This window comes from Allobosea sp. P1_B10, assembly GCF_056406735.1.
The window spans coordinates 146913-173687 of the sequence record NZ_JBFTZP010000007.1; the positions used below are offsets into that span (position 1 = coordinate 146913).

At 66.5% G+C, this 26775-nt stretch carries 25 protein-coding genes; 17 read left to right on the top strand and 8 right to left on the bottom strand.

Annotated features, from left to right (window positions below):
* Positions 1 to 434: 434 nt before the first annotated feature.
* The 4 genes from AC1D2L_RS16250 (at position 435) to AC1D2L_RS16265 (ending at position 2941) form a co-directional block, all read left to right on the top strand.
* On the top strand, positions 435 to 644 hold the full coding sequence (locus AC1D2L_RS16250) for a cold-shock protein (protein ID WP_476846924.1): 210 nt from the start codon (positions 435 to 437) through the stop codon (positions 642 to 644).
* Positions 645 to 833: 189 nt separating this feature from the next.
* Positions 834 to 2306: a DEAD/DEAH box helicase gene (locus AC1D2L_RS16255; RefSeq protein WP_476846925.1), complete on the top strand. Its 1473-nt coding sequence runs from the start codon at positions 834 to 836 to the stop codon at positions 2304 to 2306.
* A gap of 83 nt (positions 2307 to 2389) precedes the next feature.
* Entirely contained in the window at positions 2390 to 2662 is a 273-nt protein-coding gene (gene infA / locus AC1D2L_RS16260) for a translation initiation factor IF-1 (RefSeq protein ID WP_068183185.1), read from the top strand.
* 9 nt (positions 2663 to 2671) lie between these two features.
* Complete coding sequence (locus tag AC1D2L_RS16265) at positions 2672 to 2941, top strand: hypothetical protein (protein ID WP_476846926.1); 270 nt, start codon at positions 2672 to 2674, stop codon at positions 2939 to 2941.
* Positions 2942 to 3242: 301 nt separating this feature from the next.
* Here the strand turns inward: AC1D2L_RS16265 and AC1D2L_RS16270 are convergent, their stop codons facing one another.
* Both AC1D2L_RS16270 and AC1D2L_RS16275 read right to left on the bottom strand, forming a co-directional pair.
* Complete coding sequence (locus AC1D2L_RS16270) at positions 3243 to 3866, bottom strand: hypothetical protein (RefSeq protein WP_476846927.1); 624 nt, start codon at positions 3864 to 3866, stop codon at positions 3243 to 3245.
* A 265-nt stretch (positions 3867 to 4131) separates the two neighbouring features.
* The gene (locus tag AC1D2L_RS16275; protein ID WP_476846928.1) at positions 4132 to 5421 is read right to left on the bottom strand and encodes a cell wall hydrolase; all 1290 of its coding nucleotides are present in this window, start codon (positions 5419 to 5421) and stop codon (positions 4132 to 4134) included.
* Between the two features lie 266 nt (positions 5422 to 5687).
* Here AC1D2L_RS16275 and AC1D2L_RS16280 point away from each other — a divergent pair, with 266 nt between their 5' ends.
* The 3 genes from AC1D2L_RS16280 to AC1D2L_RS16290 all read left to right on the top strand — a co-directional run bounded on the left by AC1D2L_RS16280 (position 5688) and on the right by AC1D2L_RS16290 (position 8783).
* Positions 5688 to 6920 carry an MFS transporter gene (locus AC1D2L_RS16280; protein WP_476846929.1) on the top strand — a complete coding sequence of 411 codons (1233 nt, stop codon included), beginning with the start codon at positions 5688 to 5690 and terminating at the stop codon, positions 6918 to 6920.
* Between the two features lie 153 nt (positions 6921 to 7073).
* Positions 7074 to 8060: an acrylyl-CoA reductase (NADPH) gene (acuI, locus tag AC1D2L_RS16285; RefSeq protein WP_476846930.1), complete on the top strand. Its 987-nt coding sequence runs from the start codon at positions 7074 to 7076 to the stop codon at positions 8058 to 8060.
* Positions 8061 to 8189: 129 nt separating this feature from the next.
* The gene (locus AC1D2L_RS16290) at positions 8190 to 8783 is read left to right on the top strand and encodes a hypothetical protein (RefSeq protein WP_476846931.1); all 594 of its coding nucleotides are present in this window, start codon (positions 8190 to 8192) and stop codon (positions 8781 to 8783) included.
* 10 nt (positions 8784 to 8793) lie between these two features.
* Here the strand turns inward: AC1D2L_RS16290 and AC1D2L_RS16295 are convergent, their stop codons facing one another.
* On the bottom strand, positions 8794 to 9699 hold the full coding sequence (locus AC1D2L_RS16295) for a LysR family transcriptional regulator (RefSeq protein ID WP_476846932.1): 906 nt from the start codon (positions 9697 to 9699) through the stop codon (positions 8794 to 8796).
* A gap of 68 nt (positions 9700 to 9767) precedes the next feature.
* Positions 9768 to 10748, bottom strand: a complete 981-nt coding sequence (locus tag AC1D2L_RS16300; protein WP_476847003.1) for an L-threonylcarbamoyladenylate synthase — start codon at positions 10746 to 10748, stop codon at positions 9768 to 9770.
* 157 nt (positions 10749 to 10905) lie between these two features.
* Here AC1D2L_RS16300 and AC1D2L_RS16305 point away from each other — a divergent pair, with 157 nt between their 5' ends.
* The 4 genes from AC1D2L_RS16305 (at position 10906) to AC1D2L_RS16320 (ending at position 15494) form a co-directional block, all read left to right on the top strand.
* Positions 10906 to 12681, top strand: a complete 1776-nt coding sequence (locus AC1D2L_RS16305; RefSeq protein WP_476846933.1) for an acyl-CoA dehydrogenase — start codon at positions 10906 to 10908, stop codon at positions 12679 to 12681.
* The gene (locus AC1D2L_RS16310; protein WP_476846934.1) at positions 12678 to 13529 is read left to right on the top strand and encodes an SDR family NAD(P)-dependent oxidoreductase; all 852 of its coding nucleotides are present in this window, start codon (positions 12678 to 12680) and stop codon (positions 13527 to 13529) included. The genes AC1D2L_RS16305 and AC1D2L_RS16310 overlap by 4 nt, the downstream gene beginning before the upstream one ends.
* Positions 13530 to 13544: 15 nt before the next feature.
* On the top strand, positions 13545 to 14405 hold the full coding sequence (locus AC1D2L_RS16315) for an SDR family oxidoreductase (RefSeq protein ID WP_476846935.1): 861 nt from the start codon (positions 13545 to 13547) through the stop codon (positions 14403 to 14405).
* Between the two features lie 99 nt (positions 14406 to 14504).
* Positions 14505 to 15494: a magnesium transporter CorA family protein gene (locus tag AC1D2L_RS16320; protein ID WP_476846936.1), complete on the top strand. Its 990-nt coding sequence runs from the start codon at positions 14505 to 14507 to the stop codon at positions 15492 to 15494.
* A gap of 10 nt (positions 15495 to 15504) precedes the next feature.
* Here the strand turns inward: AC1D2L_RS16320 and AC1D2L_RS16325 are convergent, their stop codons facing one another.
* Positions 15505 to 16386 (bottom strand): LysR substrate-binding domain-containing protein, encoded by an 882-nt coding sequence (locus AC1D2L_RS16325; RefSeq protein ID WP_476846937.1) that lies wholly within the window; start codon positions 16384 to 16386, stop codon positions 15505 to 15507.
* Positions 16387 to 16497: 111 nt separating this feature from the next.
* Between AC1D2L_RS16325 and AC1D2L_RS16330 the strand changes: the two genes are divergently transcribed.
* On the top strand, positions 16498 to 17199 hold the full coding sequence (locus tag AC1D2L_RS16330; RefSeq protein ID WP_476846938.1) for an SDR family oxidoreductase: 702 nt from the start codon (positions 16498 to 16500) through the stop codon (positions 17197 to 17199).
* A 118-nt stretch (positions 17200 to 17317) separates the two neighbouring features.
* Here the strand turns inward: AC1D2L_RS16330 and AC1D2L_RS16335 are convergent, their stop codons facing one another.
* Positions 17318 to 18367, bottom strand: coding sequence for a cysteine synthase A (locus tag AC1D2L_RS16335; protein WP_476846939.1), 1050 nt, complete (start codon positions 18365 to 18367; stop codon positions 17318 to 17320).
* A 144-nt stretch (positions 18368 to 18511) separates the two neighbouring features.
* Here AC1D2L_RS16335 and AC1D2L_RS16340 point away from each other — a divergent pair, with 144 nt between their 5' ends.
* The 5 genes from AC1D2L_RS16340 to AC1D2L_RS16360 all read left to right on the top strand — a co-directional run bounded on the left by AC1D2L_RS16340 (position 18512) and on the right by AC1D2L_RS16360 (position 24072).
* On the top strand, positions 18512 to 19771 hold the full coding sequence (locus tag AC1D2L_RS16340) for a class I SAM-dependent RNA methyltransferase (RefSeq protein ID WP_476846940.1): 1260 nt from the start codon (positions 18512 to 18514) through the stop codon (positions 19769 to 19771).
* 13 nt (positions 19772 to 19784) lie between these two features.
* Complete coding sequence (locus AC1D2L_RS16345; protein ID WP_476846941.1) at positions 19785 to 21191, top strand: FAD-binding oxidoreductase; 1407 nt, start codon at positions 19785 to 19787, stop codon at positions 21189 to 21191.
* 138 nt (positions 21192 to 21329) lie between these two features.
* On the top strand, positions 21330 to 22403 hold the full coding sequence (locus tag AC1D2L_RS16350; RefSeq protein ID WP_476846942.1) for an ABC transporter substrate-binding protein: 1074 nt from the start codon (positions 21330 to 21332) through the stop codon (positions 22401 to 22403).
* Positions 22404 to 22483: 80 nt separating this feature from the next.
* Positions 22484 to 23296, top strand: coding sequence for an ABC transporter ATP-binding protein (locus AC1D2L_RS16355; RefSeq protein ID WP_476846943.1), 813 nt, complete (start codon positions 22484 to 22486; stop codon positions 23294 to 23296).
* Positions 23296 to 24072 carry an ABC transporter permease gene (locus AC1D2L_RS16360; protein WP_476846944.1) on the top strand — a complete coding sequence of 259 codons (777 nt, stop codon included), beginning with the start codon at positions 23296 to 23298 and terminating at the stop codon, positions 24070 to 24072. Before AC1D2L_RS16355 ends, AC1D2L_RS16360 begins: the two co-directional genes overlap by 1 nt.
* Positions 24073 to 24297: 225 nt before the next feature.
* On the opposite strand, the gene AC1D2L_RS16365 is transcribed toward AC1D2L_RS16360, so the two are convergent.
* Complete coding sequence (locus AC1D2L_RS16365) at positions 24298 to 25899, bottom strand: gamma-glutamyltransferase family protein (RefSeq protein ID WP_476846945.1); 1602 nt, start codon at positions 25897 to 25899, stop codon at positions 24298 to 24300.
* A 62-nt stretch (positions 25900 to 25961) separates the two neighbouring features.
* Complete coding sequence (locus AC1D2L_RS16370) at positions 25962 to 26735, bottom strand: SOS response-associated peptidase (RefSeq protein WP_476846946.1); 774 nt, start codon at positions 26733 to 26735, stop codon at positions 25962 to 25964.
* Between the last annotated feature and the right edge of the window lie 40 nt (positions 26736 to 26775).

Genomic DNA, 26775 nt, shown 5'->3' on the forward strand with positions numbered 1-26775 from the left:
TCCGTTGTGAAGTCTAGGTCTAGGGCGAATAGAAAGCCTCATGATTGTGCGACGCAGCCGTTGAAAATGGCAAGGGGTGCCGGATTCGGTAAAGCCGGTGTCTACGTAAATCCGACAATCGCAGGGGATCATCCTGCCTCAGGGTCACGTCGGGGGGTGGTAGGGTTGTGCCGGGACCGTTTGACGGCGCGCGCGGAGCGCTTTTCCCAGAGGAATCCTTGCCGCTGCTGGACCCCCTTTGCAAAATGTGCTAGCCCACCCCACGTAAGACGAGATGCGGCCGGGTTCTGGCCATTCCTCCGCGCGGGCTTTTGTCCGGTCGGCGGTCACGATTCAGATCCACCACTCATCGCTACAAGACCAGAGCGAGGCGTCCGCGCGTCGAGCCCTGGGTCGCAATCATACGCGGATCTGAAACGTAAGGACTACCTTCCATGGATAAGGGCACCGTCAAGTGGTTCAACACCACCAAGGGCTATGGCTTCATCACCCCGTCTAACGGCGGTCAGGACATCTTCGTCCACATCAGCGCTGTCGAGCGCGCTGGCCTCCGCGAGCTGGTCGAAGGCCAGGTCGTGTCCTACGAGCTCGTTGCCGATCGCAAGACCGGCAAGACCTCGGCCGGCAACCTCGCCGTCGCCTGAGACTAAATGATATCGGCCGGGTGGGCGTCACCAGACGCTCGCCCGGTTCGCAAACGACGACACCTTCCGGCGCTGTGGCTTAGCGGTTCGCCGGCAGGAAAGAGCAAATAGTCAAGGCCGGGCGCAATCCGGCGGCACAGCCGATACCCACATGTGCCCCTTGCGTCGCGGCGTCCAGAAAGTCTTGTTTTGACACAATTTACCGACCTCGGGCTTGCTGAGCAGCTTCTCAAGGCGCTCGCAGCTGAAGGTTACACCACGCCCACGCCGATTCAGGCGCAGGCGATTCCTCCGATTCTCCAGGGCCGCGACCTGCTTGGTGCAGCCCAGACCGGTACCGGCAAGACGGCCGCCTTCGCGCTGCCGCTGCTGCACCGCCTGCTCAACCAGCCGCGCCGCATGCAGCCGCGCAGCGTTCGCGCCCTGATTCTCTCGCCGACCCGTGAGCTCGCCGCGCAGATCGAGACCTCGATCCGCGCCTATGCAAGCTTCAGCACCATCAAGTCGACCGTCGTGTTCGGCGGCGTTCCCGTCGGCAAGCAGATCCGCGCGCTCGGCCAGACCGTCGACATCCTCGTCGCCACGCCCGGCCGCCTGCTCGATCTCGTCGACCAGCGTGCCGTCTCGCTGCGCGAGATCGAATACCTCGTCCTCGACGAGGCCGACCAGATGCTCGATCTCGGCTTCATCCATGCGCTGCGCCGGATCGCCACCCTGATCCCGGCCAAGCGCCAGACGCTGCTGTTCTCGGCGACCATGCCCAAGCCGATCCGCGACATCGCCGGCGCCTACCTGACCGACCCTGTCGAGGTTTCGGTGGCTCCCGTCGCGACAACGGCCGAGAAGATCGACCAGCGCGTGATCTTCACGCAGCCCGGCGACAAGCCGTCGCTGCTGGCGCGGACCCTGAGCGTTCCCGAAATGGAGCGCGCGATCGTCTTCACGCGCACCAAGCACGGCGCCGACAAGGTTGTCCGCCAGCTCGAGATCTCGGGCATCAAGGCCGCCGCGATCCATGGCAACAAGAGCCAGGGCCAGCGCGAGCGGGCGCTGGGCTCCTTCCGTGATGGCGAACTGCGCATCCTGGTCGCCACCGACATCGCCGCTCGCGGCATCGATGTCGACGGCATCAGCCATGTCGTGAACTTCGACCTGCCGAACGTTCCCGAGACCTATGTCCACCGCATCGGCCGCACCGCGCGCGCCGGAGCGTCCGGCATGGCGATCGCGTTCTGCACGCCCGAGGAACGCGGTGATCTCGCCGCCATCGAGAAGCTGACCCGCGTCGCGATCACGCCGATCGGCGAAGTCCCGTACTGGGATGGTCGCACCCCCAAGAAGCCCCCGCAGAACCAGGGCCGTGGCGGCCGTGGCCAGCAGAATGGCGGCGGTGGACGCGACGGCGGCCGGCCGTCGGGCCAGCGCCAGGGCGCCAAGCCGAATGGCGGCGGCAAGCCCGCGCATGCCAAGCCGGCTCATGCCGGTGGCCGCAGCGAGGGAAGCCGTGCCGACGCGCCGCGCAATGACCGTCCGGCCCGTGCCGAGCAGCCTGCGCAGCGAAAAGAGGGGACTTCTGCCAAGGAAGGGCTTGGCGGCGTGGCCTTCTTGCAGCAAAGAACAGATCAACGACGCACCGACGGCGCCCGGCGCCGCGCGAACTGAACGCGCGACACGCCAGAGTCGGACCGGGTCGAGTTTGAACGCGATCCGGTCCAAGCGCCAAAGGGCACACGAAGGACGACAGTATGGCTAAAGAAGAACTGCTCGAATTCGACGGGACCGTGGTCGAGGTCCTTCCCGATGGCAATTATCGGGTCAAGCTCGACAACGAACACATCATCCTGGCCTATGCGGCCGGCAAGATGAAGAAGAACCGTATCCGCACCATCGCCGGCGACCGTGTCGTCGTCGAGATGTCGCCTTATGATCTCGATCGCGGCCGCATCAACTTCCGCCAGAAGACAGCCGGTCCCGCTCCCGGCGGTCCCCCGCGTAACCAGAACTTCCGTCGGCGCTGAGAAGGCCCCATGCGTTTCACCCGCGTCGAACTGCTTTTCATTGCTGTCGGCGCGGCGCTTGGTGCGATTGCTGCCTATAGTCTCAAGGCGGGTTGGGTCGCGGGTTCCGCGGGCTTCCCGCCTTTCGTTTGGGTCCTGCTCGGCCTCGGCCTCGTCGAGGTCGTCGGCGGACTTGCCACCGGCCACGCGCCCGGCGGCCTTATACGGATGCCAGCGCGCTTCCTGGCCTTCCTTGTCGGCGTCGGCGTGCTCGTGCTGATCAATGGCGGGCTCGCCTGAAGAGCGCCGTCATAGTCGGGCCTGACCGGCCATTTTTGAACCAGTATCGTCTCGTCCTGAAATTCTCGGGTCTGCGCGTCGCTGCGCCCGAGCATGACGCGGCGCTGCCGTTATGCTTGCCCCTGTGGCGAGCACTTGAACATGCTCGACGAAGGAAGCCGTGGATGGTCGGCACAAGACCGACCATGACGGAGAAGGTACCGCTCACACAGAGATCAAAAAAAACCCGGCCTGAGCCGGGTTTTGAGTGGTATTTTCCGTAGTCAAAGGGTCTCGGTAGATAAACCAGTAGAAGAAATCCTCAGTAGCCGGCGCGTGCCCAGTGCTTCGAGCCGGGGCTCACGAGCACCGAGCGCTGGCGCGTCTCGTAGACGGCGGGAACGGTGTGGTGCACGACCTGCGTCGGCCGAACCATGACCTTGCGCTGGCGCTGCGTGTAGACGGGCGGCAGCGTCTCGTAATCGACGCTCGCCGGAGCGACCTCGACCGTGCGCTGCTTGTAGCCGTAGCGCGGCTGGTCGTAGACCCAGCAGCCGGTGGTACGGCCATAGGCGTCCGTGGTGACTTCCCAGCGCTTACCGCCGGGCGAGATCATGACCTTCTCGGTCACGGTCGAATACTGGGCGGGACGATGATGCGGGATCTGGCGAGCCGGATGGATCATCACCTTCTCGGTGACGTAATCGTATTCGGCCGGGATGACCTGTGCCTGCGAACGGGCAGGGCGGGCGAGATAGGTTTCGTCGATGGTCCCGTAGACCGGCGGCGTCTGCACCAGATTGTAGCAGGACGCGCCCTGGCAGGGAGCCGGACGGCAGGATGAGCCGAAGCAGCCGCCAGCCTGTGCGCCCTGGGCGCCGAGCAGCAGAATGCCTGCGAAGGCGGAGGCGGCAAAACCGGTGGTGGAGAGAACCTTGGTGCTCATGTCTGACCCAGCCAGTGGTTGCGGCATCGGCGTGCCGCTTGTGGGATCAGAAAGCCCATTCAAACTGATGAACGCAAGGTAAACGCTAAAACAAGGTAAAATTAACCATAGTGCCTTGGACCCATGCGATTCAGGGGTGTTGAAAGACGGTGAACGAAATCGCTCGAATGCCCATCTTTCCGCGGTGATCCACGCTGATCTTCAGGACTAATCCCATCGGAGGAAGGCGTGAACGCTATCGCCCCAGCGCTGGCGGGCGCGACCTTCAGGTCTGGCCCGGCTTCAGCTGATAGAAGACATGCTGCCCGATGGTGTCCATCTTCCGCAGCTTCTTGGCCCAGTACGGCCGGACATAGTTGGCGTGGTAATGCGTGGAGCCGCCGACCTCGGCGAGATAGGTCGTGCCGTCATAGACCTCTCGAGCGATCCGCACGGCTTCGCGCCAAGGGCCCGGCTCCGTGATCCGCAGCGACTTGCCCTCGCATGTGAAGGTGAACTGGCAGGCCAGGTAGCGGTTGCTGTTCTGGTAGACGACCCCGCAGACGCTGTCGGGGTAGAGGCCGCTCGCGACACGGTTGAGCACGACCTGGGCCACGGCCGCGCGGCCTTCATCCGATTCGGAGCGTGCCTCGAAATAGACCGCCTCGGCCAGGCAGCGCTGCTGCCGCGCCATGTCGGTCGGCACGATCAGGTTGAGGTAGCTGCGGCGCGGGCCGGTGTCGGCCTTGGCGATCGTGCTGGTCGACTGGCCGGGGCGTCCCTTTGCGAGGCGGTCAGTGCGGGCCGGCGCGGCGGGCGTCGCCGGCGGAGCCAGCGTCGCGACATTGTAGTTGACGACAGGGGTCGTGGAGGCGCGTGCGCTTGCGGCGGCCACGGATGGCGAGGAGCCGTCGATGCTCTCCAGGTGCAACTCGGCCTGCCGCGGCGAGGTTATGACGCGGCGCGGCGAGTGCGGCGATGCGTCCGACAGAGCCGGGTCGGTCAGGCCTTCTTCATTGGCATAGGGCTCGAAACCCGTCTGCGGCCCGTGAATCGCCTCCGCCTCGCGCTGTGCGTCGAGCGAGAAACCGCCCGAGATCAGGCCCGGCTGGGTATCGCCGAAGACGACGCGCTGGAGTTCGCGCGACAGGTCGACCGATATGCTCGGCCGCAGGCCCGGCAACGGGTCGCCCTTGGCGCTGCGGTCGACCTCAGGGAAACCGGCGGCCGTCTGCTTCATGTCGTCGCGCGGCTGGCGCGGATCGATCGCGATGCGCCGCTCAGGGTCGTCGAAGGACAGATGCGCCAGCTTGACCGTGGACGCCAGCGCCAGCCCTGGCAGGCGGAAGGCCGTGGCCGCGACGAGCATGGACGGACCCTCGGCCAGCGCCGAATCGACGTTGGGCGCCGCGCGCGGGATCAGCGAATAGGGCAGGGCGTCGGGGCCGTAGTTCTGGCCGGCGGAGGCGGTGAAGGAGACGAGCATGCCTGCCGACAGCGCCCATGGCGCGACGGTGGCCAGAGCCCATTTGAGCCCGAGCAGACCGAACCGCCTCGTACGCCTGCGCAAACGCACCTGACTCACACTCGTTTACTCGCCCAGAGACCCGACTGGCAGCGAAACGTGCCGGATCGCACGCATTCGCGTTCGCAAGTTATTGGCTGGGTAAGGTTGAGCCGCGGTTAATGACGACTTCCGGTGGCGTGCCATTTCGGATACGCCGGCCGCTCATCTGAGCCTGTGATGCTGTTGCTCACGAAAACGCGTTATTGCACTTGGGCCAAGCCGATTATCGTGCAGCCACACGTTGGTGCTGAATCAGACAATTCCGGAGACTGTCCATGAGTGCCGCTCCCGCACGCAACTATGCTCCGGAAATCATCGTGGCCGCTGGCTGCATGATCGCGCTGATCACCTTCGGGCCGCGCGCCAGCGCCGGTCTCTTCCAGATCCCGATGACGGTCGAATTCGGCTGGGGCCGCGACACCTTCTCGATCGCCATCGCGATCCAGAACCTGCTGTGGGGGCTGGGCGCGCCCTTCGCCGGTGCGGTCGCCGACCGGTTCGGCACGGTGCGCGTGCTCTGCTTCGGCGCGGTGCTCTATGCCGCGGGCCTCGTCGTGATGGCCTACGCCGCAACGCCGATGACCCTGCATCTCGGCGCGGGAGTGCTCATCGGCTTTGGTCTCTCCGCCTGCTCGTTCAATCTCGTGCTCGCGGCCTTCGGCAAGCTTCTCCCGGAATCCTGGCGGCCGATGGCTTTTGGCGCCGGCACCGCCGCCGGCTCCTTCGGCCAGTTCCTGTTCCCGCCGATCGGCAACATCCTGATCGACCAGATCGGCTGGCACCAGGCGCTGGTCGTCTTCGCCGGCTCCGTGCTGCTGGTCATGCCCTTCGCGATCATGCTGGGCACCCGCAAGGGCGCGTCAGCACAGCCGGCTTCGGCCGTAAACCTGCCCGGCCAGAGCATCAAACAGGCCCTGACAGAGGCTTTCCGGCACCGCTCCTATGTTCTGCTGGTCCTCGGCTTCTTCACCTGCGGCTTCCAACTCGCCTTCATCACCGCCCACATGCCGGCCTATCTCAAGGATGTCGGCATGGCCGCCTGGGTCGGCGGCTGGACGCTGGCCGTGATCGGGCTGTCCAATGCCGTGGGCTCGCTCTGCTCGGGCTGGCTCTCGACGCGGATGCCCAAGCGCCATCTGCTGGCTTGGATCTATCTCGGTCGTGCGGTCGCGATCGCGGTCTTTATCCTGCTGCCGCCGAGCCCGGCGACGGCGCTCGCCTTCGGTGTCGTCATCGGGCTGTTCTGGCTCTCGACGATCCCGCCGACCTCGTCGCTGGTCATGCTGATGTTCGGCACGAAGTACATGGCGATGCTCTACGGTTTCGCCTTCTTCTCGCATCAGGTCGGCGGCTTCCTCGGGGTGCTCCTCGGCGGCGTCCTCTACGAGGCCACGGGCTCCTACCAGGTCGTCTGGTGGCTCTCTGTCGCGCTCGGTCTCGCCTCGGCGCTGATCAACCTGCCGATCGTCGAGAAGGCCGTCGAGCGGCCGGTGGCGCAGCCGGCCTGAGGTCAGGGGCTGCGGAAAAGACGCACGCCGGGTGCTTGCAGACCGGGCGTCATTGCAGGAAGCGAAGCGAGGAAGCAGTCTAGGGCCCAGTGCATCATTCGCCTGGCTTGCTTCGCTTCGCTTGCAATGACGGAACCACCCCCGGAGACGCCCATGACCACGTTCAAGGCCCTTGTCGCGACCAAGGGCGAGATTGCCCCCACTCTCGCCATCACCGACTTCGCCGAGGCTGACCTGATGGAGGGCGACGTGACCGTCCGCGTCACGCACTCCACGGTGAACTACAAGGACGGCCTGGCGGTCACCGGCAAGGCTCCCGTGGTGCGGCGCTGGCCGATGATCCCCGGTATCGATTTCGCCGGCCGTGTCGAGACCTCCGACCATCCCGATTTCAAGCCCGGCGACCTCGTCGTCCTGAACGGCTGGGGCACCGGCGAAACGCATCTGGGCGCCTATGCCCAGAAGAGCCGGGTCAAGGGCGACTGGCTGGTGCCGTTGCCCGCCGGCATGAACCCCGCCGAGGCAATGGCTATAGGCACCGCCGGCTACACCGCGATGCTCTGCGTGCTGGCGCTGGAGAAATACGGCCTCAAGCCCGCAGACGGCCCGGTCGTCGTGACCGGCGCGGCCGGCGGCGTCGGCTCCGTTGCCATCGCATTGCTCGCCAAAGCGGGCTGGCACGTCATCGCCTCGACGGGGCGCGCGGACGAGGCCGAGTATCTGAAGGCGCTCGGGGCAGCCGAGATCATCGACCGCAACGAGTTCTCCGCGCCCGGCCGCCCGCTAGGCAAGGAGCGCTGGATCGCCGGCGTCGATGCTGTCGGGTCGCACACCCTCGCCAACCTGCTGTCGATGACGAAGTACGGCGGCGCGATCGCGGCCTGCGGCCTGGCGCAGGGCATGGATCTGCCGGCATCGGTGATGCCGTTCATCCTGCGCGGCGTGGCCCTGCTCGGTGTCGATTCCGTGATGTGCCCCAAGCCGCGCCGGCTCGAGGCCTGGGCGCGCCTGGCCACCGACCTCGACCGAGACACGCTGGCGAAGATGACCACGACGATCCCGCTCGACAGCGTCGTCGAGACCGGCAAGGCGATCGTCGAAGGCAAGGTGCGCGGGCGTGTCGTCGTCGAGATCGGCTAGATCGGGCGCGAATCGACAGTCGTTTCGCTGCAGTTGCACGCAACGTCATCCGTATGGATGACGTTGCCTCAGATATTCGATGAGATGCTCTTCACTGCCCGTCGCTTTGATCTTGGGCAGGAAGGGCGGATGATGAGGATCTTCCTGAAATCCATCAGGTGCTACAAGGACACCAGCGAAGCGGATTCCGATGAGCCTTACGCGCTCGTCTTCACGGCCCGGCGCGGATTTCCCCCGGCTGCGAATACCGTTCTCTACGGCCCCTGGGGGGATGTCGACTCCGGCGAGAGCCGCAAGACGGGCATGTTCTTCTACGGCCCAGGCGGACTGCCGCTCGTCCCGCCGGCGAATATCTGGGGCATCAGCGGACAGCCTGAGCCGGCGCCGGATCCTCAGAACGTCGTGATCATCGCCGCCTTGATGGAAAACGACAATGGCAAGGCCGCTGGCATCAGGGCGGGGCTCCACGCGCAGCTTTATGCCGATCTCGTCTCAGCGCCGGCCGAACTCTCGCGCGATCAACTCGTGCAGCGCCTGCTGAAGACCATGCGTGACGCCCTGAAAGGTCCGATCACCATCGGTGTCCTCAACAATGACGACCTCATCGACGTCGGCGAAATCCAGATCGCCAACAGCCTGCGCGCGCGATTGCCGACCGTGGTGTCGAAGCACATGACGGGAGATGGCGGGCGCTACGAGCTTTTCTTCGAGATCGCCCCGTAGCGCTGCGTCGCTACGCCGTGCCCTCCAGCAACCCGCGCAGCTTTGCCAGTTCCGCGCCGCAGAACTCCATGAAGGCCCGTACCCGCGGCGCATTCCTGATGTCGGGATGGGTCAGGATCCACAGGCCCGTCGAGAAGTCAGGATCGGGCGGCGCCAGTCGGACAAGGGACGGCCGCTGGTCGGCGATGAAGCAGGGCAGGGGCCCGATGCCGAGCCCGTTCTCGACAGCCTCCGTCAGCCCCAGTACCGCCGAGCTTCGCAGCGCGATCCGGTCGGGCGCGACATGGTCGCGGACATAGCGCGCAGCCTTAACATGGGCGAGTTGGTCGCCGAGCGTGACCCAGTTGCGTTGGAAGAGCGCCGACGGGTCGGCCATTTCCGCCGCGCTCGGAGCCTCCTCCCTGCGGCCATAGATTGCCCAGTTCAGGGTCGCCAGCCGCCGTCCCACCAGCGTCTCGCCGGGCGAGTCGCTGGCTCGGATGGCGACGTCGGCATCGCGCTTCGACAGGTTCAGCGTCTGGTTGCCGATCACGAGGTCCAGCCGGATCAGGGGACTGGCCGCGCGGAAGGCGGCGAAGATCGGCAGCAGCACGTTGAGATAAAGCGTATCGGTGGTCGTGATGCGGACCTCGCCCGACGGCGCGACGTCGCGTCCCGCCAGGCGCCGGCCGAAGGCTGTGACGTCTTCGTCCATCCGGGCGGCGAGGGTTGCCATCTCGGCGCCGGCTATCGTCGCGACGTAGCCGGTCTTGCGCCGCTCGAACAAGGTCAGGCCGAGTTGGTCTTCCATCTGGCCGAGGCGGCGGAACACTGTGGAATGGTTGACGCCGAGCGCCGAGGCGGCGCCGGTCAGCCCGTCATGATCCGCGATCGCCTTGACGAGGCGAAAATCATCCCAGGCAAGGTTCGAATTCATCAGGCGCCGAGGCTCCACGGTTCACCCGAACCAATCCGATATCTTGCAGCTTTGCAAGGCGCGCCGGTTCAACGTGGAGCAGCTGCCCGTTTCAGGCGATCGTTGATGGCCTCTCCGAGCCCTTCCATGGGGATCGGGGCGATGGCGATGACCGACGGGCCGTCCGCATCGAGTCGACGGAGGAAGCTGAACAGGTTGGAGGCGGCCTCCGCCAGGTCGCCGGTGGGGCTGAGGTTGAGCGAGATGGCCGCCGAATTCACGCCGTCCACGGCAGGTCCGAAGCCGAGCCAGGCCTCGCCAGCCTGTGGCCCCTGCGCGCCGAGCCGGACTCGCGCCGATGGCGCATAATGGGATGCAAGAAGTCCCGGCGAGATCGGCGCGACGCCGCTTTCGCCGGCCAGAACCAGCGAACGGCCGATCACGCCCTCGATCGCGCCGCGCGGTATGCCGCCAGGGCGCAGCAGGCGCGGCGCGCCGTCCAGGCAGGCGACGATGGTCGATTCGAGGCCGACCCTGGTCGGCCCGCCATCGAGCACGGCATCGATCCGCCCGTCGAGCTCGGCCACCACATGCTCGGCACTGGTGGCACTGATCCGGCCGGAGCGATTGGCCGATGGCGCGGCGATGGGCCGGTCCGCGAGCCGGAGCACCGCTTGCGCGACGGGGTGGGCGGGCACGCGCAGGCCGATCGTATCGAGCCCCGCGCGGGCGAGATCGCTGACGGTGCAACCCGGCGAGACCGGCACGACCAGCGTCAGCGGCCCCGGCCAGAAGGCACGCGCCAGAGCCAGCGCGTTGGCGTCGAACAGACCCTGACGCTGCGCGGCGGCGAGGTCGGGCAGATGCGCGATCAGCGGGTTGAAGCTTGGGCGATCCTTCGCGGCGTAGATCCCCGCCACAGCAGCCCCGGAGGTGGCGTCGGCGGCAAGGCCATAGACGGTCTCGGTGGGGAGCCCGACGAGCTTGCCCTCGCGCAGACATGCGGCGGCCATGGCAATGCCGGCCTCGTCAGGCCGCAGATGCTGCGTAATCCGTCCAGCCAACAGGATTGACCTCTAATGGTTTAGATATAAACTAATTGCGGGCCGACACGATCGCGACCGTGGCGCGTAGCGTCGGGGATAGTTCCTCGCTACCATCGCGGCAACGTCAAAAGCAGATCTTTGGCCGGCTGCGGCCGGCCTCTAAGGCGCCAAGGAGACATTTATGAGCTATCGCGCCCCCGTTGAGGACATTCTTGCCACCCTCCGCCATGTGGCGGGCCTCGATCGCCTGCTCGCCGACGGCCTCGCACCGGAACTCGAGGGCGGCGTCACGGAAGCGGTGCTCGACGAAGCCGCCAAGTTCGCAGCCGACATCCTGAGCCCGCTGAACCGCGTCGGCGATGCGCATGGCTCGACACTGAAGGATGGCGTCGTCACCACGCCTCCGGGCTGGAAGGAGGGCTATCAGGCATGGGCCGGAGCGGGCTGGAATGCGCTGCCCGGGCCTGAGGAGTTCGGCGGACAGGGCCTGCCGACGCTGCTGCAATCGGCCTGCACCGAGATGTGGAACTCGGCCGCCTTCGCCTTCGCGCTCGGTCCGTTGCTGACTGTCGGCGCCATCGAAGCCGTGCATGCCCATGGCTCCGAGCATCTCAAGCAGACCTATCTGGCAAAGCTCGTCTCGGGCGAGTGGATGGGCACGATGAACCTGACCGAGCCGCAGGCTGGTTCGGACCTCAACGCACTTCGTTCGAGGGCGGAGCGAGCCGAGGATGGTACCTACCGCATCACCGGCCAGAAGATCTTCATCACCTATGGCGAACATGGGATGACGGATAACATCATCCATCTCGTGTTGGCGCGCCTGCCTGATGCCCCCGCCGGCACACGCGGCATCTCGTTGTTCCTGGTGCCGAAGTACCTCGTCAACGCCGATGGTTCGCTGGGCGAGCACAACGACGTGCGCTGCAGCGGCATCGAGCACAAGCTCGGAATCCATGCGTCACCCACCTGCTCTATGGCGTTCGGCGACAAGGGCGGTGCAATCGGCTGGCTGATCGGCGAGGAAAATCGCGGACTGGCCTGTATGTTCACGATGATGAACAATGCCCGCCTGAACGTCGCGCTGCAGGGCGTCTCGATTGCCGAGCGCGCCTACCAGCAGGCTCTGGCCTTCGCGCAGGAGCGTCGGCAGGGCGCGGCTATCGATGCGCTCAAGGGCGCGCCGATGAGCCCGATCATCGTCCACCCCGACGTCCGCCGTATGTTGATGGACATGCGTGCCAAGACGCAGAGCGCCCGCGCCATCGCCTATATGGTCGCCGAAGGGCTCGACCGGGCCAAGCGCGAAACCGATCCAGGCAAGCGCAAGGCCTCCGCCGAGCGCGCTGCGATCCTGACGCCTGTCGCGAAAGCCTACGCCACCGACATGGGCATCGAGGTCGCCTCTACGGGGATCCAGGTCCATGGCGGCATGGGCTATGTCGAGGAAACCGGTGCTGCCCAGCATCTGCGCGACGCCCGCATCGCCGCGATTTACGAGGGCACCAACGGCATCCAGGCGATCGATCTCGTACTGCGCAAGCTGCCGCTCTCGGGCGGCGAGGCGGTCAAGGTGCTGATCGCCGAGATGCGAGGGATCGTTGCTGAAGTCGAGGGCGCAAACACGCCGGGCTTTGGCCACAGCGCCGCACGTCTGGCTGCTGCCGTCGACTCGCTGGAGCGCGCGACCGACTGGATGCTCGCTACCATGGGCGGCCGCCAGGCCGACGCATTGGCTGGCGCCACGCCATATCTGAAACTGTTCGCGCTGGCGCAGGGCGGCACCGGGCTGGCGAAGAAGGCGCTCGCCATGCGCAGCGAGGACGGCGGCCCAAGCGCACTGGCCACCGCCCGCTTCTATGCCGAGCACGCCGTCACCGAGGCCCCGGCGCTCGAACTGGCGGTCACCGAGGGTGCAGGCGCGGTCGAGGACGCGGCGGCGGTCTTCGCCGCGTGAGCGAAGCCGCCCGCCCGCTCGCAAGCAAGATCTGCCTCGTCGCCGGCGCCTCTCGCGGGCTCGGACGTGGCATTGCGCGGGCGCTGGGCGAGGCGGGTGCGACGGTGATCGTGACGGGCCGCTCCAGCGAGGCCGGCCCGCGCACCGATCAGCGGCAGGAGACGTTTGAGGACGCCGCCCGCGAGGTCGACGCGGCGGGTGGCAAGGGCCACCCCTATCGCTGCGACCACGTCAACGAACGCGAGGTCGATGGGCTTGTGTCCTGGGCCTTGCGCCGGTTCGGCCGGCTCGATTGCGTCGTCGATGCGGTCTGGGGCGGGAATGAGGGCTATGACGGCGAACGCTATCCCGATGGCTCGCAATTCGGCACGCCGTTCTGGCGTCGGCCGGTCGCCCGGTTCGGGCAGAATTTCGAGACCGGTGTTTTCGCGCAGGTGCTTCTCGCCCGCGCCGTCGCTCCTGCCATGGTCCAGAGCCGCAAGGGCCTGATCGTCACGGTCGGCTTCGACACGTCGGCGGGATATCTCGGCGATGTCTTCTACGATCTCGCCAAGGCGACGATGAACCGGCTGACCCTGGCGATGGGCCATGAGCTCAAACCCTATGGCGTCACGGCACTGGGGCTCTCGCCCGGCCATGTGCTGACCGAGCGCGTGCGCGATGCCGGCATGGCTGCCGAGACCACCGAGACGCCGCTCTATGCCGGGCGCGCAGTTGCGGCGCTCGCGGCCGATCCGCAAGTCGCGCGCCATGCCGGTCAGGTCCTGCATGTCGCCGATATCGCGCGCAGCTACGGCTTTACCGACCGGGACGGCACGCAGCCGGCCCGCTTCACCATTCCATCCTGAAGGCAGGGGACGCAGATGTCGCTCAAGAACAAGACGCTCTTCATCACCGGCGGTTCGCGCGGCATCGGGCTCGCCATCGCGCTCAAGGCTGCCCGCGACGGCGCCAACGTCACCATCGCCGCCAAGACCGCCGAGCCGCACCCCAAGCTTCAGGGCACGATCTACACGGCCGCCGCCGAGATCGAGGCCGCCGGCGGCAAATGCCTGCCGCTGATGGTCGATGTCCGCGACGAGCAGAGCGTCGCCGAGGCGATGGCGAAGACGGCCGAAACCTTCGGCGGCATTGACATCGTCGTGAACAATGCCAGCGCGATCTCGCTGACCAACACGCAGATGACCGACATGAAGCGCTTCGATCTGATGAACCAGATCAACACGCGCGGCACCTTCATGGTCTCGAAATACGCGATTCCCTTCCTGGAAAAGGCCGAGAACCCGCACATCCTGATGCTGTCGCCGCCGCTCGACATGTCGATGCGCTGGTTTGCGCCGCATCTGGCCTATTCCATCGCCAAATACGGCATGAGCCTGTGCGTGCTGGGCTTGGCCGGCGAGCTCGCGCCCAAGGGCATCGCGGTCAACGCGCTCTGGCCGCGCACCACGATCGCGACCGCGGCAGTCCAGAACCTGCTCGGCGGCGACAAGATGGTGCAGGCGAGCCGCACGCCCGAGATCCTGGCAGACGCCGCCTACATGGTCTTCGCGAAACCCTCGCAGACGTTTTCGGGGAACTTTCTGATCGACGACAGCTTCATGGCGGGCGAGGGCGTCACCGACTTCACGCCCTATCGCGTCGACCCTTCGGTGCCCCTGATGCCCGACTTCTTCGTGCCTGCGGACAGCAAGCCGCCGGAGGGTGTCAAAGGCGGCATGTGAGTGGCTGCACCGCCCCCGTCATCGGTTTGACACCATGACGGGATTGGAGTTCTTGCAGCGCAGCGAGGCAGCCTCGTTTGCCGCCGAAGGTTGCCTGCCATGCTCCTGATACACAACGTCTGCGCCGACCGTGGCGATCGCCTGATCCACCGCACCCTGTCGGCGGACGAGCCGATTCCGGTTGGCTCGGTCTGGATCGACCTGCTCAATCCCACCGCGCATGAAGACAAGAGGGTCGAGGCACATATCGGCATCTCGATCCCGACTCGCGAGGAGATGCACGATCTCGAGCCCTCGGAGATCATCTACACCGAGAACGGCGCGCATTACATGACCGCGCGCGTCATCTGCCAGTCGGACACCAACGTCCCGAAGCTTGCCGATGTCACCTTCATCCTGACGGAGACGGCGCTCGTCACCGTTCGCTACGACGAGCCCGGCGCCTTCGGCATCTTCCTGAATCGCGTCGGCAAGCCCGGTGGCTGCGGCATCCAGCCGGAAGCGATCATGGAAGGACTGTTCGAGGCCGTGGTCGACCGCGCGGCCGAAGTCCTGCGCGGCGTCGGCGACAAGGTCGATGCCGCCTCGCGCCGGATCTTCGATGGCCGTTCTGCCGATGTCGAGCAGGGCGGGGCCTATCAGGGCGTCATCCGCAAGATCGGCCAGTACGAGCACATCATCTCGAATGTCCGCGAGAGCATGGTCTCGGTGGAGCGCGTGCTGCTTTTCCTATCGGCCAACTACAAGCGGCCGAAGAAGGCTGCGAGCGGCTTCTCGCCGGAATGGCGCACATCGATCCGCGACGTCCAGGCCATCGAGGAGCACGCGACATTCCTCTCCAACAAGCTGCAGTTCATGATGGACGCAACGCTCGGCCTGGTCTCGATCGAGCAGAACAAGATCATCAAGCTGTTCTCGGTCGTCTCGGTGGTGATGATGCCGCCGACCCTGATCGCGTCGATCTACGGCATGAACTTCAAGCTCATGCCCGAACTGGATTGGCAGTTCGGATATCCGATGGCGATCGTCCTGATGGTCGTCTGCGCGGTGCTGCCCTATTTGTTCTTCCGATGGAAGAAGTGGCTCTGAGGCAGACGCCTCAGGGCGCGGGCGAGATCTCGGCGAGCAGCCAGTCGCGGAACAGCGCCACTTCCGGGCGCATTCGCGCCAGCCTCGGCGTCAGCAGGTAGAAGGCTCGCTCCGACGCCAGGTTGATATCCGTCCCGAAGGGCGCAACCAGCCGCCCCTGCGCGATATCGCCGGCAACCAGCGCCGACGAGGCGAGGGCGACGCCCTGGCCGTCCAGCGCGGCCGCCAGCGCCAGTGCGGTCTGGCTGAAGCGGCGGCCGACTGTCTGCGGCGTGGGAGCGTTCGCCAGCTCCAGCCACAAAGCCCATGAATCATGCGCGTCGTGTAGCAACGCCGCATGGGCGAGATCGGCGGGCGCGGTCAGCGTAGTGGCGACTTCGGGACTGCAGACCGGAAACAGGTCGTCGGCAAGCAGGCGCTGGGCCTCCAGCGAGCGTTCGAACGGCGGCGCCGAGAGCCTGATCGCCAAATCCGGCAGGCCGTGGCCGCCCAATCGCTCCTTGGTCTCCGAGGCCAGCACACGCACTTCGACATCGGGAGCGACAGCGGAAAAGCCGCGCAGCCGGGGGATCAGCCAGCGGGCAGCGAAGGACGGCGTCGCCGTGACCGTGACGCCATGCCGCTCGCGTTCGCGCAGCGGCTCGATCGATGCCATCGCGCCTGCGATCAATGCGAAGGCCCGGCGGATCTGGGGCTGCAAGGCGCGGCCGGTCGGCGTCAGGTTGAGACCGCGTGGCTCGCGGTCGAACAGCGGCAGGCCCAGGCTCGCCTCGAGCGCCCTGATCTGCTGCGCGACGGCACCATGGGTCACGCCGAGCTCCTCGGCGGCGAGCCTGAAATTGAGGTGCCGGGCCGCTGCATCGAACACGCGCAGGGTGGCAAGAGGTGGCATTCGCGACATCGCCGCTGTGTAGCAGCGCTACAGGGTTGCCGCACGGGAAATCCATGGCCCGCCTGTCACGGGCGCTCTATCAATGAGACCTGGATTTAAGGGAGACGAACCATGACGAAGAAGGTTGCCATCATCACGGCCGGCGGCAGCGGCATGGGCGCGGCTGCGGCGCGCCGGCTCGCGAAAGACGGATTCGAGGTCGCGATCCTGTCCTCCTCGGGCAAGGGCGAGGCGCTCGCCAATGAACTCGGCGGGCTCGGCGTCACCGGCTCCAACCAGTCCACTGACGATCTGAAGCGACTTGTGGATGCCACCGTCGCTCGCTGGGGCCGTATCGACGTGCTGGTGAACAGTGCCGGCCACGGCCCGCGTGCGCCGATCCTCGAGATTTCGGACGAGGACTGGATCCGCGGCATGGAGGTGTATTTCCTCAGTGCTGTCCGCGCGATCCGGCTTGTGACGCCGGTGATGCAGAAGCAGCGCTCGGGAGCGATCATCAACATCTCTACGGCCTGGGCGTTCGAGCCGACCGCGATGTTCCCGACCTCTGCTGTCTTCCGCGCGGGCCTGGCGTCGTTCACGAAGGTCTTCGCCGACACCTATGCGGCCGAGAACATCCGCATAAACAATGTCCTGCCGGGCTGGATCGACAGCTTGCCGGCCACCGACGAGCGTCGGGCGGGCGTGCCGATGCAGCGCTACGGCCGGAGCGACGAGATCGCAGGCACGATCGCCTTCCTCGCCTCCGACGATGCCGGATACATCACCGGCCAGAACATCCGCGTCGACGGCGGGATTTCGCGCTCGGTTTGAACGCCTTCGCTGATCGTCATTGCGAGGAGCGAAGCGACGAAGCAATCCAGCAGGGTGTAGCGCTCTACCCTGCTGGATTGCTTCTCTTCGCTCGCAATGACGGGGTCGGCGAAAGCCCCTACGCTCCCAGAACCCGCGCCATCACGGCGTCGAGACCGGCATCGCCACGTTCCAGCCAGCCCGGCACGGGCAGGTCCTTGGAGCGCAGGAACTCAGGGTTGAACAGCTTTGACTGGTAGCGCGTGCCGTAGTCGCACAGCACGGTCACGATGGTGTGGCCGGGGCCCATCTGCTGCGCCAGCCTGATCGCGCCGGCGACATTGATCCCTGAGGAGCCGCCCAGGCACAGCCCCTCATGCTCCAGCAGGTCGAAGACGATCTGGACCGCCTCGGCGTCGGGGATCTGGAACGAGACGTCGACGGGCGCGTCTTCGAGGTTCTTGGTGATGCGGCCCTGGCCGATGCCCTCGGTGATCGAGGAGCCCTCGGCCTTGAGTTCGCCGGTGGTGTAATAGGCGTGCAGGGCAGCCCCCATCGGGTCGGCCAGGCCGATCCTGATCGCGGGATTGCAGCGCTTGAGCGCCATGCCGACTCCGGCCAGCGTGCCGCCGGAGCCGACGGCGCAGATGAATCCCTCGACCTTGCCTTGGCTCTGTTCCCAGATCTCGGGGCCGGTGGTGTCGATATGGCCCTGCCGGTTGGCGACATTGTCGAACTGGTTGGCCCAGATCGCGCCTTTGGGTTCGCTCCTGGCCAGTTCCGCTGCGAGCCGGCCCGAGACCTTCACATAGTTGTTGGGGTTGGCGTAGCCGACGGCGGGCACCTCGACGAGCGTCGCGCCCGCCAGCCGCAGCATGTCCTTCTTTTCCTGGCTCTGCGTCTCGGGGATCACGATCACGGAGCGGTAGCCGAGTGCATTGCCGACCAGCGCGATGCCGATGCCGGTATTGCCCGCTGTGCCCTCGACGATGACGCCGCCCGGCTGCAGGAGCCCGCGCGCCTCGGCGTCGCGGATGATGGCCAGCGCGGCGCGGTCCTTCACCGACTGGCCGGGGTTCATGAACTCGGCCTTGCCGAGAATCGTGCAGCCGGTCGCATCCGAGGCTCGCTTGAGCTTGATCAGGGGCGTATTGCCGATGGCTTCGATGACGCCGTCGCGGATGGTCATGACGAGATTTCCCTGTTTGGCTCCAGTCTGATAGGCGAAAGCGCAGAACAGGTCACCAGCACGCCGCGCATGCCGTCCCTTGCAGGAGACAGCCCGGCCGACAATCACCTGACCAAGAAATCAACCGGTCAAGAAATCAAGACGATGAACGAACCTTTGGCGATGAACGAGATCCTGACCATCGCGCGGCTGGGCCAGCGCGGCGACGGCATCGCCGAAACGCCGACAGGCCAGGTCTTCGTGCCCTATGCGCTCCCCGGCGAGACCGTGCGAGCGGTGCGTGACGGCGAGCGCGGCCAAGCGGTGGAGATCATCGCCGCAGCCGATTCCCGCATCGCCGCGATCTGCCCGCTCTTCACCCGCTGCGGCGGCTGCGCCGCCCAGCATATGGAGGACGGCCTCTATCGCGCCTGGAAGCGCCAGCAGGTCGTGACCGCGCTGAGCCGCGCCGGCGTCGAGGCCGAGGTCGCCGAGGTCGTGGACGCGCATGGCGCCGGACGCCGCCGCGTCACCTTCCACGCCCGCCGCGAGGGGCCGGGCATGATGGTCGGCTTCATGATGGCCCGCAGTCATGATCTCGTGGCGGTCGAGGCCTGCCCGGTGCTGGCGCCCAATCTGGCGCGGGCTCCGGCCGTCGCGCAGCTCCTGGCCAATCGCCTGGGCGGCTCCAACAAGCCGCTCGATATCCAGGTCACCGCTTCAGAAGCAGGGCTCGACGTCGATATCCGCGGGCACGGCCCCGCTGGCGACAAGCTCAGGCTCTCGCTGACCGAAGCTGCCGAGCGCCTCGATTTGGCGCGGTTGGCCATGCATGGCGAGATCGTCGTCGAGCGCAGGCCGCCGCTGCAGCGCATGGGGCGCGCCGTCGTGGCGCCCGCTCCGGGCGGCTTCTTGCAGGCCACCGCCGAGGGCGAGGACATCCTGGCCGGCCTCGTCAAGGCCGCATTGCCCAAGGCCAAGGCCGTGGCCGACTTGTTCGCAGGCTGCGGCCCGTTCAGCTTCCGCCTTGCCGAGCAGGCCAAGGTCCATGCCGTCGAAAGCGACAAGGCCGCGATCGCGGCACTGACGCGCGGCGTCGGCCTGACCCAGGGCCTGAAGCCGATATCGAGCGAGGTCCGCGATCTCTTCCGCAGGCCGCTGCTCGAGCATGAGCTCAACGCGTTCGACGCCGTGGTGCTTGATCCGCCGCGCGCCGGCGCCGAGGCGCAGGTCCGCCGGATCGCGGGCTCGAAGCTCGCCAGCGTGGTCTATGTCTCATGCGATGTCGGCAGTTTCGCACGCGACGCTGCGATCCTGGTCGCGGGCGGATATGCGCTGGAGGGTGTGACGCCGGTCGATCAGTTCCGCTATTCCGCACATATCGAATTGGTCGGCGTCTTCAGGCGTCCGAAGAAGAAGAGCTGAGGCGAGAAGGCATATGAGCGCATCCATTCTCGATGGCATGGCCGGCATTGTCGGCGACAGGAACGTCATCGTCGAGCCCGACGCGATGGTGCCCTATCTCAAGGAATGGCGAGACCTGTTCCGTGGCACAGCGCGTGCCGTCGTGCGCCCGAGCTCGACGGAGGAGGTTGCGGCCCTGGTCAGGCTCGCGGCCGAAACCGGGACGGCGCTGGTGCCGCAAGGCGGTAATACCGGGCTGGTTGGCGGCCAGATCCCGACGGCTGACGGGCGCGAGGTCATTCTTTCGCTGCAGCGTCTCGACCGTATCCGGTCGGTGGATCCGCAGAGTGACACGATGACGGTGGAGGCGGGGGTCACGCTCCAGCGCGCGCAGGCTGCTGCAGAGGCTGCCGGGCGCCTGTTCCCGCTCTCGCTCGCCTCCGAGGGCAGCTGCACCATCGGCGGCAATCTCTCGACCAATGCCGGCGGTACCGCTGTGCTGGCCTATGGCAACGCCCGCGAGCTCTGCATGGGCCTCGAGGTCGTCACGGCCGATGGCCGGATCTGGAATGGCCTGCGCCAGCTGCGCAAGGACAATACCGGCTACGACCTCAAGAACCTCTTCATCGGCGCGGAAGGCACGCTCGGCATCATCACGGCCGCCGTGCTGAAGCTGTTCCCGCTGCCGGCCGCGCGTGCAACCGCGTTCCTGGCCGTGCCGAGCCCCGAAGCCGCGCTGGAATTGCTCAACGCTGCCAAGGCAGGCGCCGGCGGCACGCTCACCACCTTCGAGTTGATGTCGCGCTTCTGCCTCGACATGGTGCTGAAGCACGCCTCGGGCACGCGCGAGCCCTTGAGCGAGCCGTCGCCCTGGTATGTGCTGATGGAGGTCTCCTCGCAGTCGGCGGCCGGACTCGACGAGGCTGTAGAGGCATTCCTGGGCGAGGCCCTGGAAAAGGGGCTGGTCACCGATGCCGCGCTCGCGGGCTCGCTGACCCAGCGCGCCGATTTCTGGAAGCTTCGCGAGATGCTCTCCGAGGTGCAGACCTATGAGGGCGGCTCGATCAAGCACGACATCTCCGTGCCGCTGCATGCGGTGCCGGCCTTCCTCGAGCGCGCCTGCGCGACTGTCGAGGCGATGGTGCCGGGCTGCCGTCCGGTCCCCTTCGGCCACATGGGCGACGGCAACATCCACTTCAACGTCAGCCAGCCGGTGGGTGCCGACAAGGCCGCCTTCATCGCACGCTGGAGCGAGATGAATGCGGCCGTACACGACATCGTCTCGGAGCTGCACGGCTCGATTTCTGCCGAACACGGCATCGGCCGGCTGAAGCGCTACCTCCTGCCCGGCGTGAAGGACCCCGTCGAACTCGCATTGATGCGCACGCTGAAGGCGACGCTCGACCCGCAGGGCATCCTCAACCCTGGCGCGGTGCTGTAAAGCGCCGTCGCCAGCCCGCCATCGCGGCGCTGCGTGACCAAGCGGCAATGCCCTGCCCAAAGAAGCGGCAGGGCGTTGTTGACCGGCCATGGGGCCGCCTCTAGCCTGATCCCACATAAAGATGAGGGGTCGGTTCACATGAATGGCGTGGCGCGTCTGGTCTCGGAATTCCTGCACACGCCGCCGCGCCGCCTGACCCGGCGGATGGCTATGGCGCTTGCGCTGGGCGGCGCCTTCGCGCTCGCCACGCCGCTGGGCGCATCGGCCCAGACCCCCGTGAAGTTCACGCTCGACTGGGTCTTCCAGGGGCCGACCTCTCCCTTCCTCGTCGCGCTCGACAAGGGTTACTACAAGGCCGAGGGGCTGGACGTCACCATGGACCCCGGCCAGGGCTCGGCCGGCGCGGTCCAGCGCGTGGCGACGGGTGCCTATGACATCGGCTTTGCCGATGTGAACTCGCTGATCGAGTACAATGTGAAGGCGCCGGGCAAGGAAATCCTCTGCGTCTTCATGGCCTATGACTTCCCGCCCTTTGGCGTGCATGCGCTGAAGAAGAGCGGCATCGCCAAGCCGGCCGACCTCGCAGGCAAGAAGCTCGGCGCCCCGGTCTTCGACGCTTCGTTTCGCCTCTTTCCCGCCTTTGCCAAGAAGGTCGGCGTCGATGCCACCAGCGTCAACCACGTCAACCTGACGCCGCAATTGCGCGAGCAGTCGCTCGTACAGGGCACCGTCGACTTCATCTCCGGGCACTACTTCTCGTCGATCCTCGACCTCAAGGCGCGCGGCGTGAAGGAGGCAGATGTCGTCTCCTTCAACTACAGCGACTTCAAGATGGACGTGTACGGCAACGGCATCATCGTCTCGCCGGCATTCGCCGCCAAGCCGGAGGTCGTGACGGGCTTCCTGCGCGCCACGGCCAAGGCCTGGAAGGAAGTCGCGGCCAATCCGGCACTGGGCATCGCTGCCGCCAGGAAGCGCGATCCCCTGATCGACGAAGCGCTGGAGACCGAGCGCCTGAACATGTCCCTGAAGATGAACGTCCTGACCCCCTTCGTGAAGGAGAACGGCATGGGCGATGTCGATCCCGGCCGTTTCGCCCGCTCGGTCGTCGATGTGGCCGAGGCGTTCGGGCTGCCCGCGGCGCCTGCGCCCGACAAGGTGTTCTCCAGCAAATACCTGCCGCCCAAAGCCGAGCGGATGGTCGCGCCTTGAGCACCCCCCGTCATGGCCGGGCTTGACCCGGCCATCTCCCGCACGCCTCTCACCCTGAGATCCTCGGGGCAAGCCCGAGAATGACGCCCTTCATGCCGCAGAGCGCCAGCGAGCCCCTCGTCGAACTGCGCCAGGTCAGCCTCGCCTATGGCAGCGGCCCCTCCCGCGTACAGGCGCTCGACGACGCCACGATCAGCATCGCCAAGGGCGAGTTCGTCGCCGTCGTCGGGCCCTCGGGCTGCGGCAAGTCCACGCTGATGAAGCTCGTCACCGGCCTGCTGCCGCCGACCGGCGGGGAGGTGCGCGTCCACGGCCAGACTGTTAAGGGGCCGATCCGCGGCGTCGGCATGGCTTTTCAGGCGCCCACTCTGATGCCATGGCGCACCACGCTCGACAACATCCTGCTACCGCTGGAGGTGGTCGAGCCGCACAAGCGTCGCTTTCGGCGGCACCGCGCCGAATATGTCGCGCGCGTTGAAGCGCTTCTGGCGTCCGTAGGCCTGCAGGGTTTTGGCGACAAGTTTCCCTGGCAGCTCTCAGGCGGGATGCAGCAACGCTCCAGCCTGTGCCGTGCTCTGGTGCATGAGCCCGAGATCCTGATGCTCGACGAGCCCTTCGGTGCGCTCGACGCCTTCACGCGCGAGGAGCTCTGGGGGGTGATGCAGAAGCTCTGGATGGAGCGCCGCTTCACCGCGGTGCTCGTCACGCACGATTTGCGCGAGGCCGTCTACCTCGCCGACACCGTCTATGTGATGAGCCGGCGGCCGGGCCGCATCGTGAAACTCCGCCGGATCGAATTGCCGCGCCCGCGCACGCTTGAAACCACCTTCACTGTCGAGTTCGTCGACATCGTGCACGAGCTGCGCGAGCGCATCCATCTGGAGCATGCGTGATGAGCGAGGGACAACGCCGCATCCTCCTGATCGCCATGCCCTGGCTCACCATGGCCGGGCTGCTGCTGCTCTGGGAGGTCTCCTGCATCGTCTTCGAGGTGCCCGAGATCCTGGCGCCGCGCCCGAGCCGCATCGTGCAGGTGATGATCCAGCGCTGGGACATCCTGCTGAAATTCTGCCTGGAGACGCTGAACACAACGATCATCGGCTTCGCGCTGGCAATCGGCTTCGGGCTCCTGCTCGGACTTGCTGTCGGGGCCTCGCCCTTCATCTATTCCGGGCTGTACCCGCTGCTGATCGCCTTCAACGCGATCCCAAAGGTGGCGATCGTGCCGATCCTGATGATCTGGCTCGGCGTCGGCGCGCTTCCTGCGGTGATCACCGCCTTCGTCATCTCGTTCTTCCCGATCGTCGTGAACGTTGCCACGGGGCTGGCCACCATCGAGCCGGAAATGCGCGACGTGATGCGCTCGCTCGGCGCCAGCCAATGGGAGATCCTGACCAAGGTCGGCGTGCCCCGCGCGATGCCGTATCTGTTCGCCAGCCTGAAGGTCGCGGTGACGCTGGCCTTCGTCGGCTCCGTGTTGTCCGAGACGGTCGGCGGCAATCGCGGCATCGGCTTCCTGATGCTCTCGGCCGGCGCGCGCAACGATTCCGCGACCACTTTCGCCGGCCTCTTCGCGATCGCCATCATGGGCATCGCGCTCTATGCGCTCTGCGCGCTGGTCGAGCGCCGCATGACCCGCTGGGCCTTCCGCGGCGAGATCGTGGGATAAACCTCCGTCATTGCGAGGAGCGCAGCGAGGAAGCAATCCAGGGGCGCCGCGCGTTACGTCCTCCTGGATTGCTTCGCTGCGCTCGCAATGACGGTCAGGGAACTGGTCGAACACCGCCTGGCCCGCTGGCCCTTTTGCCATCATTCCGAAGGGCGCAGCGACGAAGCAATCCAGACCGGCGAGATCTGCGGCTCCTGGATCGCTTCGCTGCGCTCGCGATGACGCCTACGGCGTCGCGACGTACCCATCCCGGCGCGGATCGGCGGCGCCGGTGAAAACGCCCGTCGCCTGGTCGATGGCGACGCCCTGCATGCCGCCCGTCACCCAGGTGAAGCCGGTGTTCAGCACCTCGATGTCATGACCGCGCGCCTTGAGCGCTGCTGCGGTCTCGACCGAGATACGGTTTTCGACCTGGACATGCCGGCCGTCCCAGAGACGGGCCCGCGGCGCCTCGATCGCAGGCTGCAGGCGCAGGCCAAAATCAATGTGCTGGATCAGCGCCTGAGGCTGCGTCTGCAGGATGCCGTAGCTGCCGGGCGTGCCGAGTGCGAGCACCGGCTTGCCGTCGCGGATCGAGATGCTCGGCGCCATGCAGATCGGCAGCGAGGAGCCGCCCTTCGAGCGGTTGGGGCTGCCGGGCTGCACGTCGGCCCAGTACAGGAAGTTGTTGAGGCAGACGCCTGTGCCGGGCACCACCACGCCGCTGCCGAACAGCGCGCCCAGGCTCTGCGTCAGGCAGACCAGGTTGCCCTCGCTGTCGGCGATCGAGAGCGAGGTCGTATGGCCAGGATCTTCGGTCGTCTGTGGCAGCCACTGCTCGGTCGGGCCGGTGATCGGCTGGCCGTTGCGCACGATGGTGCGCAGGCGCTCCACATTGGCGTCCGACATCACCTGCGCCAGAACCTCCGCGCTCGGGTCGTTATGGGCAATGCGCTCACCCGCCGCGAGGCGGATGGCGCGGTAGACGAGGTCGAGATGCTCGACGCCGTTGCGCTCCAGTGAGGCGAGGTCGAAGGCTTCCAGGATGCGCAGTGTCAGCAGGAACTGGAAGCCTTCGCAGGCCGGCGGCGGCACGTTGACGCTCAAGCCCCGATAGTCCGCAGCCAGCGGCTCGCGCCAGACGGGGGCGACGTCGAGCAGGTCCTGCATCGTCATTACGCCGCCCAGGCTGTTCAGGTGCGAGATGATCTTCTCGCCGAGTGGGCCGCCGTAGAGATAGCCGGGTCCCTCGGCGGCCAGCTTGGTCAGCGTCGCGGCGAGATCTCCCTGCCTGACGACATGGCCCTGCGGGAGGCTCTTGGCGCCCTGCGTGTAGTTCGCGGCCCAGACGCCGTGCAGATCGGGATACCGCGCCATCACGGGGATCAGGTCGTTGAAACTGTGCGTTCCGAATTCGGCCAGCGCGAAACCGTCTGTCGCGAGCGCGATGGCCGGCGCGAAGATGTCCGCCAGCGACTTGCGACCATAGCGCGACGCCAGCTCGCACCAGCCGGCGAGGTTGCCGGGCGTGCCTACCGAAAGTGCACCGCGCTCAAGGTCCGAGCGCTGCGTGAAGCGCTCGGCCGGAAAGCTCTTTGGAATGGTCGGCACGAAATCCAGCACCCGGACCCGCGATTCATTCGCGATCCACGCTGTCGCCAGGCCCTGGCCCGCGAGGCCCGACATGAAGGGCTCGACCACGTTGAGGGCGGCGGCGGTCGCTGCGGCCGCGTCGAAGGCATTGCCTCCGGAGGCGAGGAGCTTCGCGCCGGCCTGGGCTGCGAGCGGATGGGCAGCGGCAACCATGCCGTGGCGGGAACTGATCGTCGGACGGGTGCCTTGCATCATCGTGTCTGTTCTCCCCTTGGCCGCTTGTGTCGCGGGCACCGGATCACAGCACGTTTCGCCCGTCAGAACAGGCTGCCTTGCCCATCGTTTGCGGTCTTCCGGGCTGCTTTGCGCGCATGGCTCACAGGGGCTTTCGCCGGCTCAGGAGCGGGCTCCGCCACGCGGGCAGCCGCCGGATCGAGAAGGTCCTGGATCGCGGGATTGTCGTTGGCGACCTTGTTCACGGCCGGGCTGATCCGCACCATCTCCAGCAGGTCCTCGGGCGGCGGCTTCAGCAGGCGCTGGACGGCGTTCCCGTCCGCAGCCGGGTCGAGCCATGCGTCATGGTCGGCGGGGGCGATGATCACCGGGCAGCGATCATGGATCGCCGACATCAGCCCGTTGGCGGGGCCGTTGACCAGCGCGACGGTGTCGATCTCCGAGCCGTCGGGCGAATGCCAAGTCTCCCAGAGCGCGGCGAAGGCGAACAGGCCGCGATCGGGCTTGCGGAACAGATAAGGCCGGCTCTCCTTGTCGACGCGATGCCATTCGTAGAAGCCGTCGGCCGGCATCAGGCACCGCCGGCGGGTCAGCGCGGCACGGAAGGAGGGCTTCTCATGGGCGCTCTCGCCGCGGATATTGATCACCAGCGGGAAGCTCTTGGGATCCTTGACCCAGCCCGGGATGAAGCCCCAGCGCATCAGGATGAACTGCCGTGCCCCGTCATGGATGCGCACCACGGGAACAGGCTGCGTCGGCGCGATGTTGTAGCGCGGCGGGAAATTCGGCCTCTCGCCATAGCGAAACAGCGCCTGCATGGCGTCCGGGGGCAGGGTGATGGCGTAGCGTCCGCACATGATCTCGAAGATGTGGAGACACGAGCGGCTCCGATCAACA